Below are 13,449 nucleotides of genomic sequence, written 5' to 3'. Positions count from 1 at the left end.
CCCCATCTGAACACCGGATGCCCGCAGCCCGTACCCCTGGACGTACCGGGACGCTCCGCGCGGAACCCGCGTGGGCCTGCGCGGAATCCGCTCGGAACCATTCGGAACCATATGGAGAGGGGAACGTCGGCATGACCAGTGAATCGCTTCACCCCCAGGGGGCACCGGCCCGCCGCACGGTGGTGGCGGCGGTGGGCGCGGCGGGGCTCGCCGCCGCGCTGACCGCGTGCGGATCGGAGGACACGTCCGGCTCCGGTACGTCCACCACCCAGAACGGCTCCGGCACGGCGGGCGGTTCCGGCGGTGACGGCGCCGCGGCGGGTTCCGGTGGCACCGCGCTCGCCAAGACCTCCGACATTCCGGAGGGCGGGGGCAAGGTCTTGGGCAGCGTGGTGGTCACGCAGCCGGCGAAGGGCGAGTTCAAGGCATTCTCCTCGACCTGCACCCACCAGGGCTGCGCGGTGAACCGGGTCGCCGACGGCGTGATCGTCTGCCCGTGCCACCAGAGCGAGTTCTCCGCCGCCGACGGCAGTGTCAAGAAGGGCCCGGCCCTGAAGCCGCTGCCCGCCAAGGACATCACGGTCGCGGACGGGGAGATCAGGCTCGCCTGACACCCGCGGGGAGTGGGGCGAGTCGTAGCGGGGGGCCGTCGGAGGGTGCCCCCGCGCATGGGAGAGGGGAAGAGAGAGCCGCATGACCGTCACTCAGCGCCGGGGCCGGAAGATCATGATGACGCCGGGCGAGCTGGACGAGTTCCTGACCACCCAGCGCACCTGCCGGGTCGCCACCGTGTCACCCGGCGGCGCTCCGCACGTGAGCGCGCTGTGGTTCGTCTGGGACGGCACCTCGTTGTGGCTCTACTCCGTGGTGCGCAGCAGGCGTTGGGCCGACCTGCGCCGCGATCCGCGGGTGGCCGTGATCGTCGACACGGGCGAGGAGTACGAACAACTGCGGGGCGTGGAGCTGTCCGGCACGGCGGAGGTCGTGGGCGAGGCACCGCGCACCGGGGAGCTGTGCGCCGAACTCGACCTGCCCGAGACGCTGTTCGCCCGCAAGAACTTCGGCCTTGAGGAGATGCCGTACGACGGCCGGCACGCGTGGCTGCGGCTGACCCCGGAGAAGATCGTCTCCTGGGACTTCCGCAAGCTGGGCTCGGTGTAGGACGGGCGGACGGGCTCGGCGCTGGACGGCGGCTGGGCCCGGCGCAGGCGCAGGAAGGGCGGCGGGGCCGGGGCGGGGTCTCAGGTGATCCGCGCGCCCACCGTCCGAAGGGCGTCGACGGCCGCGCGGATGGAGGGACGGCGGTCGGCGTCGGCGCGCCAGACGGCGTAGATGTGCCGTCGCACCGCCTGCCGCACCGGGACGGTCCGCACCCCGGCGGGCAGCGGCCCGCGCCCCAGCCGGGGCGCCACGCACACGCCGAGACCGGCGGCGACCAGGGCGAGCTGGGTGGCGTGCTCCTCGGCCCGGTGGGCGATGCGCGGCTCGACGCCCTTGGAGCGCAGGGTGTCCAGCAGCCACTCGTCGCAGAACTCGGCCTCGCCCCAGGTGACCCAGTCGTCGTCCGCGAAGTCCTCCAGGTCGACCTCGGCGCGGTCGGCGTGCGGGTGCGCGACGGGCAGTGCCACGTCGGCGGGGTCGTCGAGGATGGCGGCCCGGGTGAGCCCGTCCGGCACGGGCAGCGGCTTGTTGTACCAGTCGAGGACGACGGACAGGTCCACGTCGCCGCGCAGCACGGCGCGCACGGCGGCGGCCGGCTCCATCTCCGCGGTGCGGACCCGCAAGCCGGGATGCCGGTCGCGCAGATGGGACAGGGCGGCCGGGAACAGCCCGCGCGCGGCGGTCGGGAACGCGCCGAGACGCAGCTCGCCGACCACCTGCCCGCGCTGCGCCTCCAGATCGGCCTGGGCGAGCTCGACCTGGGACAGGATGCGCGTCGCGTGCTCGGCGAGCAGCCGGCCGGCGTCCGTGAGCCGGACTCCCCGGCCGTTCTTGGCCAGGAGCTGCTGGCCCACCTCCCGCTCCAGCTTCGCCATCTGCTGGGAGACGGCCGACGTCGTGACGTGCAGCCCCTCCGCGGCGCCGCTGACCGAGCCGTGCCGCGCGAGGGCGTCAAGGGTGCGCAGGCGCTCCAGATTCAACATATAAGCAATGCTACGAGATATCCCACGCGAATTCTCGATTGTGCTACGAGGTCATGAGCGTGCATCGTACGACCATGAGCAGCACCTCGCCCGCCTCCGCGACGTCCCCGCAGTCCCCGCCCGGCCCGGCAGGACCGGCCCGCCGCCCCGTGCACTGGCGGGTCCGTTTCGCCTTCCTCTCGCTGGTCTGGGGCTTCAGCTTCCTGTTCATGAAGGTGGGCACGAACGGCTTCGCCCCCTTCCAAGTGACCCTCGGGCGGCTGGTGTTCGGCACGGCGGTGCTCGCGGTGGCGATGGCGGTGAAGCGGGAGCGGCTGCCGCGCGGCGGACGCACCTGGGGGCATCTGGCGGTCGCGGCGTTCTTCCTCAACGCGCTGCCGTTCTCGCTCTTCGCGTACTCGGAGCTGACGATCCCCTCCACCCTCGCGGGGATCTGCAACGCGACCTCGCCCCTGTGGGGCATGGCACTGTCCCTCGTCGCCCTCTCCGAGGACCGCCCGACGCGGCTCCGGGTCGCGGGCCTCGGGCTGGGCTTTCTCGGGGTGCTGACGGTGCTCGGCGCCTGGCAGGGCTTCCACGGACTGGACGCGAGCGGCACGGCGATGGCTCTGCTGGCCTCGCTGTGCTACCCGGTCGGCTGGATCTACGTCCGCCGCACCCTGGCGGGTTCCACCGAGTCGCACCTGTCGCTGACCGGCGGGCAGTTGCTGCTGGCCACGGTGCAACTGGCCATCGTCACACCGCTGTTCACCAGCGCTCCGGACCACCTGCCCGTCATGCCGCTGCTCGCGATCGCCGCCCTGGGCGCCCTGGGCACCGGCTTCGCGATGCTCGTCCAGTACGGGCTGGTCGCGGAGGTCGGGCCGACGACGGCCCAGATGGTCACGTACTTCGTCCCGGTGATCGCCACCGCGGCCGGCGTCGCCGTACTCGGGGAGAACCTCACATGGTCGACCCCGGTCGGCGCGGTGATCGTCCTGGCGGGCGCGGCGCTGACGCAGGCCCGCCCGAAGCGCGGCGGTACGTCGGCCCGGCCCGGCACACCCCGGCCGGACCAGGCACCCGCCTCCGCCCCGACGACTCCCGAGTCACCCTCCCGCCCGGAGCCGTCCACGACGGCCTAGCCAGCTAGTGCTGTGACCGGAAAGGTTCACCGGCTCGCGACGCCCGGCACGGCTCCCCCAAGCTCTTCGAGCAGGGGGGACCCCCAGCCGCGTTGTCGCATCACCCGAGTACATCCAGTACACGGGCGATGCTCCGCCTTGCGACGCTCCCCCACTGCCCGAAGGGCGTGGGAGGTGCCCCCAGCACCGGACGCCGCGAGCCTTCCGGCAAACCTTTCCGGTCACAGCAACTAGGGGGCACAAGAGGAGCGGTCGCCTCGGATCCGGGCGTGGGACCGGGAGGGCCGGACGAGGATCCGCCGCCGAGCCGAGAAGGGCGACGCCCGGCTCCGCCCCAGAACCACGAAGGCCCGGCGCCCACCCCACCGCAGGACCACGAAGGCCCGGCGTCCCCATGCTCCCTAGACGTAACTCCGCGCGGGCGCCGGGCGCAGGGCCGTCGCCACCGCGTCCGCGAGCCGCTCGGTCTCCTCGTCCCGCAGGGTGGAGACGGTGATCCGGATGGCGGGCGGGGCGGCGAGCCGGTAGCGGGCGCCGGGGGCGACGGCCCAGCCGGCGTGCAGCAGGCTCGCGACGACACCGGTCTCGTCCGGCACGGGCACCCACACGTTCATGCCGCTGCGCCCGTGGGCCGCGATGCCGCGGTCGGCCAGCGCGCCGGTCAGCAGGTCGCGGCGCCGCCGGTAGGCCGCGGCCACCACGTGCGAGTCCAGGGCGCCGTCCGTCCACAGCCGCACCACGGCGCGCTGGAGCAGGCGGCTCACCCACCCGGGCCCGAGGCGTTGCCGGCCGCGCACCCGGTCGACCGTGGTCCCGTCCCCGGTGAGCACGGCGAGCCGCAGGTCGGGGCCGTACGCCTTGGCGACCGAGCGCAGGAAGGCCCAGTGCCGGGTGGCGCCGGCGAGCGGATGCAGGGGCAGGTCCACGATGCCGTGGCCGTGGTCGTCCTCGATCAGCAGCGTCTCCGGATGCTCCCGGAGGACGGCCCGCAGGGCACGCGCGCGCATGGCGCTCACCGCCGCGCCGGTCGGGTTCTGCGCCCGGGCCGTGACAATCAGCGCGCGGGCGCCGTCCGCGAGGGCACGGCGGACGTCGTCGGCGCGCGGGCCCTCGTCGTCTACACCCACCGGCGCCGTGCGCAGTCCCAGCGCGGGGACGAGGTCGAGGGTGCGGCCCCACCCGGGGTCCTCGACGGCGACAGTGTCACCGGGCTTGAGGTGGGCGGCGAGGACGCGCTCCACCCCGTCCAGCGAACCGGACAGGACGGCGAGCGGACCGTCCGGCACCCCGTCGGCGTCCAGCGCGGTACGGGCGATGCGGGCCAGCTCCGGCTCCACGGCCACGTCCCCGTAAAGCACCGGCTCGTGGTCGCCCAGCGCGGCGGCCGCCGTGAACGCGGATGCCAGCGGCGGCAGCAGCGCCGGGTCCGGGTTGCCGCTCGACATGTCGCGCACGCCCTCGGGCACGTCCACGCGGACGCTGTCCCGTCCGGTCGTGGCGGGCGCGGGCCGCACCCGGCTGCCGCGGCGCCCGGCGGTCTCGATGACCCCGCGCTCGCGCAGGGTGCGGTACGCGGCGGCGACGGTATTGGGGTTCACCCCGAGCTCGACGGCCAACTCCCGCATGGGCGGCAACGGCTGGCCCGGCTCCAGGTCTCCGGAGCCCACCGCGCGCTCGACGCTCGCCGCGATCTCTGCTGCGCGCCGCCCCTCGATCCGATACTCTCCTAGCACAAAGAAGATTATGCACTAGTGCAATGGAGAGCACAAATGCGGGAGACCCAGCCGCCGGCGTCGCCGTCCGCCGCCTACGCCCCGACCGACCGGACCGTTCCCACCCGCTCCGCCGACCGGGCGTCGTACGACAGGGAACTCGTGCACGCGATACTCGACGAGGGCTACGTCTGCCACCTCGGTTTCGTCCGCGACGGCGCGCCCGTGGTGCTGCCGACGCTGTACGCCCGGGTCGGCGAGCGGCTCTACGTGCACGGTTCGACGGGCTCGCGCCCGCTGCGGATGGCCGGCAGGACCGACCCCGGGCTGCCGGTCTGCCTGACGGTCACCCATGTCGACGGCCTGGTCCTGGCCCGCTCCGCCTTCCACCACTCGCTCAACTACCGTTCCGTGGTGGTGCACGGCACCGCCCACCAGGTCACCGACCCGGAGGAGAAGCGCGCCGCGCTGGAGGCGCTGGTCGACCACGTGGTGCCGGGCCGCTCCGCCGACTCCCGCCCCGCCAACACCAAGGAACTGGCCGCGACCGCCGTGCTCCGCCTGGACCTGGAGGAGGTCTCCGCCAAGCTGCGCACCGGCGGCGTGAACGACGAGCCCGAGGACCTCTCCCTCCCGCACTGGGCCGGCGTGATCCCGGTCGACAGGCAGTACGGCACCCCGCTCCCGGCCTCCGACCTGACCCCCGGCACGGAGCTTCCCGGCTATCTCACGGCGCTGTGACGCCGGTTCACGCGTGAGACGCGTCCGCATCCCGGGGGCAGCCGGGCGGACCCGCCCCGATGGCGACCCGGCGGGGTCCCCCCGCTGGCGGGTCCGCGGCGCGGGGCCCTCCGGTGTCAGGCGAGGACCGGTTCCTTCGCCGGCGCCCGTGCTCCCCGCGCCTCCGTCAGGGCGAGGCCCGCGACCGAGCCGAGCATCAGGGCGGTGCCGAGGAGCGTGGCCGGTGTCAGGTGTTCGCCGAGCAGGGCGACGGCCAGCACCGCCGCGCTGACCGGCTCGAGGAGCATGATCACCGAGACCGTGGCCGACCGCACGACGGCCGCGCCCGCGAAGTAGAGCGCGTAGGCCAGGGCCGTGGGGACCGAGGCGATGTACGCCAGCAGCCACAGCACCTGTACGGGGTCACCGGTGTGCGGCACCAGCCCTTCCCGCAGCGCGAACGGCAGCAGGCACAGGCTGGTGACCGCGAACGCGCCGAGAGTCGAGCCGGAATGGCCGGCTCCGCCGTCGCGGCCCCACCAGCGCGTCAGCAGCGTCATCGCGCAGTAGCCGACCGCCGAGAGCAGGGCGAGCAGCACGCCCCAAGGCCGTACGGCGGCACCGCCGCTGCCCAGCACCAGCACCCCGAGACCGGCCAGCGCCCCGGCCACGGCGGCGAGGCCGGCCCGGCCGAGCCGTTCGCCCATCGTCAGCCGGGCGCCGAGCGCGATGAGAACGGGCCCGGCGCCGAGGGTCACGACGGTCGCCACCGCCAGTCCGGTGGCCGCCACCGCGGCGAAGTACGCCGTCTGGAACACGGCGAGACCGACGCCGGTGGCACCGGCCCGCAGCAGCCGGCGGCCGAGCGGCACGGGCTCGGCCGGCCGCACGCGCGGCCGCAGCAGGCGCGCGACCAGCAGCAGGACGAAGCCGATGGCACAGCGCCAGAAGGACAGGGTGACCGGCCCGATGTCACTGGTCCGGTAGACCAGCGAGGCGGCCGCGCCGGCGGTGCCCCAGGCGGCACCGGCGACGATCAGATAGAGCAGGCCGCGCCCGACGGGCAGGCCGAGAGAAGCATGGGACATGAGTCGTCTCCGCAGAGGTGCAGAAGTTCGGGAGGCAGAATCCCGTCGGCCGGGGTCCTGCGGACTTCCTCTGCGGGCAGCACCGTTCGGCCCGGCTCACCAGCCGGGCACGCTCACCGGAGGCCCGCCTCAGGCGGCCGGAGGCGGAAGAACGAGTGCGTCCGAATGCATGATCCGCACTCTAGGCGGCCGTTCCCCGGGCCGACAACTCCCTTTCCGCCCCGCCGCTCGCCACCGGCTCCGCCGAGCCCTTCGACGGTGCGGAGGACTGCGCGATGAACGCGCCCAGCAGGACGACCGCGCCACCGACGACCTGCGGGGCCGAGAGGCGCTCGCCGAGCAGCACCCAGGCCAGCACGGTCGCGATGACCGCCTCCAGGCAGGCCACCACCCCGGCGACCTGCGGCGACAGCCGCCGTACGGAAAGCACCCCGGTCACGTAGGCGAGGACCGTGGCGACCAGCACCACCCACAGCAGCAGGGCGATGGCCGGGACCGACGTGCCGTTCATGTCCGCGCCGTGCGCGAGCACCGACCAGTCCATGCTCCAGGGACGCGCGACGACGGTCAGGACCGCGGCGCCGATCAGCAGCCCGTAGGCGATGACGCCGAGCGGGTTCGGGGCCTCGTCGCCTGCGTCTCCGCCCTGGTCGGAGAGCACGAAGTAGCCCACCTGGCAGCAGGCCGCGCCGAGCGCGAGCAGCAGTCCGAGGACGTCGAAACTCAGGCCGGACCACACCTCGACGACACAGGCGAGTCCTCCCGCCGCGAGGACCACGCCGAAGGCGGCGGCCCGGGTGACCGGCCGCCGCTGTACGAACCGGACCCAGCCGAGCACCAGGGCGGGCGCCAGGTACTCGATGAGCAGGGCGACCCCGACGGGGATCCGGGAGAGCGCGGCGAAGTAGCAGGCCTGGACGCCGGCGACGGCGAGCAGGCCGAACCCGGCGAGCAGGGCGGGGCGGGTGCGCAGCAGCGCGCGGTGGCGCACGGCGAGCGGCAGCATGACCAGGGCCGCGCCGGTGGCGCGCAGCCACACGACGTGCAGCGGGTCGAGCCCCGCCTCGATCAGCGGTTTGGCCGCGACGCCGGAGCCGCCGAAGGCGACCGCGGACACGAGCGCGAGACCGAGCCCGACCCCCTTGCCGGAACGGCCCTGACTGATCTGAGACGTACGCACCGGCACATGATGACAGGCGATGACATGACCGTCACCTTCGATGGCACCTGTCTCATCGCGCGGACGGCGACATCACCGGGCATACCGGGCGAAAGACCTGGAACCATCCGTCTCAGCGGACGGGCCCGCCGTCCGTCGCGTACTCCCCCGGACACTCCTTGGCATCGTTGTCCAGCCGCGCGGCCAGCTCCCGCGCATCGATCGCGGCACCGGTGAGCACCTCGACGCCGCGCGCCCGCGGGTCCGCGACGATCCCCGCCAGCAGGTCCATGCCGCGCGCCAGGTCGTCGCCGCGCCGGGCGGCGCGCTCGCAGGCGTGCTCCAGGGCGGCGGAGGCCGCCGGCGAGAGGCCGCCGGCCTCCGTCACCACGGGCAGGGCGCCCGAGTCCTCGACCGCGCCCTGCCAGCGCAGGCCGTATCCGATGCTGCGCTGCACCAGGTAGCCGAGCAGCCGGGCGATCCGCGGTCCGTCGAACACGGCGCGCACCTCGGGGTCGGACTCCAGGAGCGTGTGCAGCAGGTGGGCGGTGTCGGTCTGCCGGTCCCCGTCCCGGACCGCCCTCCTGCGGGCACCGGCGACCACCGCCGCCAGTTCGGCACTGAGCCTGGCGTCGTCGTCCGGACGGAGGGCGTCCTGCCCGGAGGGCGGCTGCCGGGGAACACTGGATTGCACATCGTCCAGCTCACCAGCCTCTCCGGCTCCGGTCATCCCCGGCGGGAAGCATTTCGGCGTCCCACGGGAAGTGGACCCGAGGAGATGAAATCTCCTCCTTACGGATGAGATCGGGACGCACCCCCACAGCGGCTCCCCGGGAAGCGCACAGACACGCGGGACCCGGTCACCCCCCGACAGGGAGGGCTCCCGGGTCCCGTTGCCGACCGCGGTCTTCGTCGACCGCCGTTCCTCGTCGGCCGTCAGTCCTCGTCGGCGAGGATGAGGTACAGCTTCTTGCGGGCCTCGTTGATGACGCCGAGCGCCTTGTCGCGCTGCTCCTTGCTGCCGGTCTTCCACACCTGGCCGAAGGCCTCCATCAGGCCGAAGCCGGCCTGCCGGATCTCACCGAGGGCCTCCCAGTCGACACCGCGCGAGGCCTCCTCCCAGGGCGCGTCCGGCCCCTCGTCGGCCGCGGTACGGCCCGCCTCGGTGAGCGAGAACAGCTTCTTGCCGCCCTCGCTCTCGCTGACGATCAGACCCTCGTCCTCCAGCAGCTGGAGGGTGGGGTAGACCGAGCCGGGGCTGGGCTTCCACGCGCCGCCGCTGCGCTCGGCGATCTCCTGGATCATCTCGTAACCGTGCATGGGCCGGTCCTTCAGCAGGGCCAGGATCGAGGCCCGTACGTCACCGCGCCGGGCCCGGCCACGCGGTCCGCCGCGCCCTCGCCCACCCCAGTGCCCCGGGCCGAAACCGGGGCCGAACCCCGGTCCGCCCGGCCCGAAGGGCCCGAAGGCCGCCCGGCGCTCCTCGAAGCCGCCGCGGTCACGCCGAGGACCGCCCTGCCGGTGCCCGTGCTCGTATCCGTGGGTACGCATCGCAACCACTCCATTCCATCGTTGATCCGTCGCGATGCTTCAACGATATATCGGAATAGTTCGTTTGGCCAGCCCCTCCGAACTGCGACGTTCCCTGTCCCGAGGCCGCCGGCCCCGGACTGGCCTTGGTCCGCCGTTCGCAGGAGGCCGTACGGTCGGGGCATGCGAATCCGAATCGTCGACGCGTTCACCGACCGCCCCTTCGCCGGCAACCCCGCGGGGGTGCTGCTGCTGGACGCCTTTCCCGGTGACGACTGGCTTCAGAAGGTGGCGCTGGAGGTCAACCACGCCGAGACGGCGTTCGCCCACCGGCTGCCCGAGGGCGGCGAGGCCGACTGGGCACTGCGCTGGTTCACGCCCGCCACCGAGGTCGCGATGTGCGGTCACGCCACCCTGGCCACCGCCCATGTCCTGCGCACCACGGGTGCCCACGAGGGACCGGTACGCTTCGCCACCCGCAGCGGAGTGCTCATCGCGAGCCCGGCCGGCGACGGTGCGATCACCCTGGACTTCCCGACCGCCCCGCTCACCGCGGTCGACGTCCCCGACGGGGTCGCCGGGGCCCTCGGCGCCGAACCCCGCACCGCCTACGACACCGGGGTGAACGTCGGCGACCTGATCGTGGAGCTCGCCGACGAGAAGACCGTCCGCGGCCTCGCCCCCGACCACAAGGCCCTCGCCGCCTACTCGGCGCGCGGCATCATCGCCACCGCCCGCGCCGAGGACCCCTCCCGGGGCTACGACTTCGTCTCCCGCTGTTTCTTCCCCAACGTCGGCATCGACGAGGACCCGGTCACCGGCAGCGCCCACACGGCCCTGGCCCCCTACTGGTCCGAACGCCTCGGCCGCACCGACCTCACCGGACTCCAGGCCTCCGCCCGCTCCGGCCTCGTACGCACGGAACTGCGCGGCGACCGCACCCTTCTCACCGGCCACGCCGTCACCGTCATCGAGGGCGACCTGCTCGTCTAGGAAACTTGTCCAGGAAAACCGAGGGGGCGTACGACCGTGTCGTACGCCCCCTGGCAATCTGTCCCTGCCGCTCACGCCGTCGGCAGCCAGCCCACCTTCCCGGCCAGCAGGGCGTAGCCCACGAACGCGCCGATGTCGAGCAGGGAGTGCGCCACGACGAGCGGGCCGACCCTGCCCCACCGCCGGTACAGCCAGACGAAGACCACACCCATCACCAGGTTGCCGACGAAGCCGCCGACGCCCTGGTAGAGGTGGTACGAGCCGCGCAGTACGGAACTGGCCACCAGCGCGGTCCCCGGGGTCCAGCCCAACTGCCCGAGCCGGCGCAGCAGATAGCCGACGACGATGACCTCTTCGAGGACGGCGTTCTGCAGCGCGGACAAAATCAGCACCGGGAACTTCCACCACACGGCGGGCAGCGCCTCGGGCACCACGGTGAGGTTGAAGCCGAACGCGCGGGCGGCCAGATAGAAGGCGATCCCGGTGCTGCCGATCACCGCCGCGACCAGTGCCCCGCGGCCGAGGTCCGGCCAGGGGCGGGTGCGGTCGAAGCCGAGCGTGCGCAGGCTGCGCCCCTCGCGCAGCAGGAAATGGGCGACGAGGGCCACGGGGATCAGGGCGGTGGCGATCCCGAACAACTGCCAGGCGAGGTCGAGCCAGGGGCGGCCCGGGGCGGCGGAGGCGTTGAGGGTGGCGGCCTGGTCCTTGAGTCCACCGGGCTTGGTGACCGAACCGACAAAGCTGATCAGCGCGGACACCCCGCTCGCCCCGAGCGAGAGCCCGAGGACGAGCAGCGTCTCGTCGCGCAGGATCCGCCGCGACGGTGGCTCCAGTGGTTGCGAGTCGCCCACCGGCTGTGAATCCGCCAGCACACCTGCCTCCAGTTCGGTCGTCCCGTCACGGGGCGCGCCACCCCGCCGCACGGGTACGGCCGGATTCCGGCACGGGTGCGCACGCGCGGCGCCACCGTCGTGGGACGTCACAGCTTGCCCGATCCCTTCCGCGCGGGCACGAGTGCCCCCCGCCTACGGCGAGGCGGCACGACAGGCCGGGCCTCCGCGGATCCAGGCACAGCGGATCCGCGGTCGCCGCAGGGCGGGCCATAGGGTCTTTCGTTTGGATCAGGCCGGATCAGGGAGCGGGGTCTGGTGCTGGGGGCACCTCCCACGCCGTTCAGGCAGTGGGGGAGCATCGCAAGGTGGAGGAGGGCGGCAGGGCGGAGCCCTGCCAACCGACGACAACGCCGCGAGGCACGGTGCCAGACCCCGCGAGCCCGGCGTGATCCAAACGAGAGGCCCTAACCTGCCGGAACCGGTTCGGGCAGGCCGATCGGCCAGGTGTGGGCCGGCTCGCCGAGCTTCGTCAGCTCGCGGTAGCGCCGGGTGGTGGCGGCCAGGGCGGCCTCCCGGCCGACCCCCTGCTCCAGGGCCCGGTGGAAGGTGGCGGCCTGCCACTCCGCGCCGTTGGTCCGGCGCCGGCACCGCTCCTCGATCACGCCCAGGTACAGGTCCCGGTCGGCGCGCTCCACGCCCCAGGCGGTCAGTCCGGCCTCGGCGAGCGGGAGCAGTTCGTCGCGGACGAGCGTGACGGCGTCGACCTCGGCCGTGCCGGAGTGGCGCCCGCGCCGGGGCCAGGTGAACCGGGCGTCGATGCCGTGCCGGCAGGCGGCGTCGAAGTTGGCGGCCGCAGCCTCGAAGGGCAGCCGGGTCCACACCGGTCGGGGCTCGTCGGCGAGGGCGCGCACGAGCCCGTAGTAGAAGGCCGCGTTGGCGATCACGTCGGTGACCGTGGGTCCGGCGGGCAGCACCCGGTTCTCCACGCGCAGGTGCGGCACTCCGTCCGCGACGTCGTAGACGGGGCGGTTCCAGCGGTAGATGGTGCCGTTGTGCAGGACCAGCTCGGCCAGCTTGGGGACGCCGCCCGCGTCCAGCACGTCGAGGGGGTCCTCGCCGTCGCAGATCGGCAGCAGTGCCGGGAAGTAACGCAGGTTCTCCTCGAAGAGGTCGTACGCCGAGGAGATCCACCGTTCGCCGAACCAGGTGCGCGGCCGCACGCCCTGGGCCTGGAGCTCGGGCGGGCGGGTGTCGGTGGACTGCTGGAACAGCGGCGGCCGCGACTCCCGCCACAGCTCGCGCCCGAAGAGGAACGGCGAGTTGGCGCCGACTGCTATCTGCGCGGCGCAGGCCGCCTGAGCCGCGTTCCACACGTCCGCGAAGCGGCCCGGGGTGACCTGGAGGTGCAGTTGCACGGAGGTGCAGGCGGCCTCGGGCGCGATGGACTTCGAGGTGCAGGTGAGATGCTCCACGCCGTCGATGTCGAGGGTGAACTCCTCTCCCCGGGCCGCCACGATCTGATCGTTCAGCAGCACGTAACGGTCGACGTCGGAGAGATTGGAGGAGACCAGGTCGTCCCGGCCGAGGGTGGGCAGAATGCCGATCATCGCTATTCCGGCGTCCACCTCGCCGGCTTTTCGGTCGGCATATGCCAGTGACGTCCGCAGCTCCTCGGCGAGCTGGTCGAATACCCGGTCGCCCAAGCGGTGTGGGGCGATGTTGACTTCCAGATTGAACATGGCGAGTTCTGTTTGGAAGTCACGACTCGCGATGCGCTCGAGAACTTGCGCATTCAGCATTTTCGGCATGCCGTCGGGGCCGACGAGATTCAATTCGATCTCCAGCCCCATGAGGTTCTTCGGCCGGTCGAACCTCGTCTCGTCCAGCAACCGCTCCAACCCGGTCAGGCACCGCCGCAGCTTGTCGCGGTAGCGGTTGCGGTCCGACAGCTCCAGCTGGCCCGCGACGACCTTCTCCCCCATCGCAGCGTCCCTCCTCGCAGGGCGGCCGAAGATCCGGCCGCCGGGGTCCCGGTCAGGTGGTCAGGTTGGATGATGCCCCGCCAACGCGATCGATAACGTCCCGCTACCGCCTCGCACCGACTACTCTGGTCCGTGTGACCGGAGGCACATTCACGGGGCATGCG

The 13,449-nt window shown here is 73.1% G+C and carries 13 protein-coding genes; 5 read left to right on the top strand and 8 right to left on the bottom strand.

Annotation, left to right across the window (positions count from 1 at the left end; translation table 11 throughout):
• Positions 1 to 131 precede the first annotated feature (131 nt).
• A complete protein-coding gene (locus CG719_RS04905) occupies positions 132 to 611 on the top strand; it encodes a Rieske (2Fe-2S) protein (protein WP_100567249.1) in 480 nt (159 codons plus the stop codon).
• Positions 612 to 693: 82 nt separating this feature from the next.
• Positions 694 to 1,161, top strand: a complete 468-nt coding sequence (locus CG719_RS04900; protein WP_100567248.1) for a pyridoxamine 5'-phosphate oxidase family protein — start codon at positions 694 to 696, stop codon at positions 1,159 to 1,161.
• Between the two features lie 80 nt (positions 1,162 to 1,241).
• Here the strand turns inward: CG719_RS04900 and CG719_RS04895 are convergent, their stop codons facing one another.
• On the bottom strand, positions 1,242 to 2,144 hold the full coding sequence (locus CG719_RS04895; RefSeq protein ID WP_100567247.1) for a LysR family transcriptional regulator: 903 nt from the start codon (positions 2,142 to 2,144) through the stop codon (positions 1,242 to 1,244).
• 74 nt (positions 2,145 to 2,218) lie between these two features.
• On the opposite strand from CG719_RS04895, the gene CG719_RS04890 reads away from it, so the two are divergent.
• Entirely contained in the window at positions 2,219 to 3,268 is a 1,050-nt protein-coding gene (locus CG719_RS04890) for a DMT family transporter (protein ID WP_199836521.1), read from the top strand.
• A 401-nt stretch (positions 3,269 to 3,669) separates the two neighbouring features.
• Here CG719_RS04890 and CG719_RS04885 read toward each other — a convergent pair whose 3' ends face one another.
• Positions 3,670 to 5,001 carry an aminotransferase class I/II-fold pyridoxal phosphate-dependent enzyme gene (locus CG719_RS04885; protein ID WP_100567245.1) on the bottom strand — a complete coding sequence of 444 codons (1,332 nt, stop codon included), beginning with the start codon at positions 4,999 to 5,001 and terminating at the stop codon, positions 3,670 to 3,672.
• 36 nt (positions 5,002 to 5,037) lie between these two features.
• On the opposite strand from CG719_RS04885, the gene CG719_RS04880 reads away from it, so the two are divergent.
• The gene (locus CG719_RS04880) at positions 5,038 to 5,721 is read left to right on the top strand and encodes a pyridoxamine 5'-phosphate oxidase family protein (protein ID WP_100567244.1); all 684 of its coding nucleotides are present in this window, start codon (positions 5,038 to 5,040) and stop codon (positions 5,719 to 5,721) included.
• Positions 5,722 to 5,837: 116 nt separating this feature from the next.
• Here the strand turns inward: CG719_RS04880 and CG719_RS04875 are convergent, their stop codons facing one another.
• The 4 genes from CG719_RS04875 to CG719_RS04860 form a co-directional block, all read right to left on the bottom strand.
• Positions 5,838 to 6,788 (bottom strand): DMT family transporter, encoded by a 951-nt coding sequence (locus CG719_RS04875; protein ID WP_100567243.1) that lies wholly within the window; start codon positions 6,786 to 6,788, stop codon positions 5,838 to 5,840.
• Between the two features lie 181 nt (positions 6,789 to 6,969).
• The gene (locus CG719_RS04870; protein ID WP_100567242.1) at positions 6,970 to 7,974 is read right to left on the bottom strand and encodes an EamA family transporter; all 1,005 of its coding nucleotides are present in this window, start codon (positions 7,972 to 7,974) and stop codon (positions 6,970 to 6,972) included.
• Positions 7,975 to 8,080: 106 nt separating this feature from the next.
• Entirely contained in the window at positions 8,081 to 8,641 is a 561-nt protein-coding gene (locus CG719_RS04865) for a peptidase (protein WP_100567589.1), read from the bottom strand.
• Positions 8,642 to 8,883: 242 nt separating this feature from the next.
• Positions 8,884 to 9,498, bottom strand: coding sequence for a PadR family transcriptional regulator (locus tag CG719_RS04860; protein ID WP_100567241.1), 615 nt, complete (start codon positions 9,496 to 9,498; stop codon positions 8,884 to 8,886).
• 162 nt (positions 9,499 to 9,660) lie between these two features.
• Between CG719_RS04860 and CG719_RS04855 the strand changes: the two genes are divergently transcribed.
• Entirely contained in the window at positions 9,661 to 10,470 is an 810-nt protein-coding gene (locus CG719_RS04855) for a PhzF family phenazine biosynthesis protein (protein ID WP_100567240.1), read from the top strand.
• A gap of 71 nt (positions 10,471 to 10,541) precedes the next feature.
• On the opposite strand, the gene CG719_RS04850 is transcribed toward CG719_RS04855, so the two are convergent.
• The gene (locus CG719_RS04850) at positions 10,542 to 11,342 is read right to left on the bottom strand and encodes a CPBP family intramembrane glutamic endopeptidase (RefSeq protein ID WP_100567239.1); all 801 of its coding nucleotides are present in this window, start codon (positions 11,340 to 11,342) and stop codon (positions 10,542 to 10,544) included.
• Positions 11,343 to 11,767: 425 nt separating this feature from the next.
• Positions 11,768 to 13,285 (bottom strand): glutamate-cysteine ligase family protein, encoded by a 1,518-nt coding sequence (locus CG719_RS04840; protein ID WP_100567238.1) that lies wholly within the window; start codon positions 13,283 to 13,285, stop codon positions 11,768 to 11,770.
• Positions 13,286 to 13,449: the final 164 nt, after the last annotated feature.

The organism is Streptomyces sp. CB01373 (genome assembly GCF_002803075.1).
Lineage (GTDB): Bacteria > Actinomycetota > Actinomycetes > Streptomycetales > Streptomycetaceae > Streptomyces.
The sequence above is the reverse complement of the archived record's forward strand: the minus strand, read 5'-3'. Positions and strand labels throughout refer to the sequence as shown.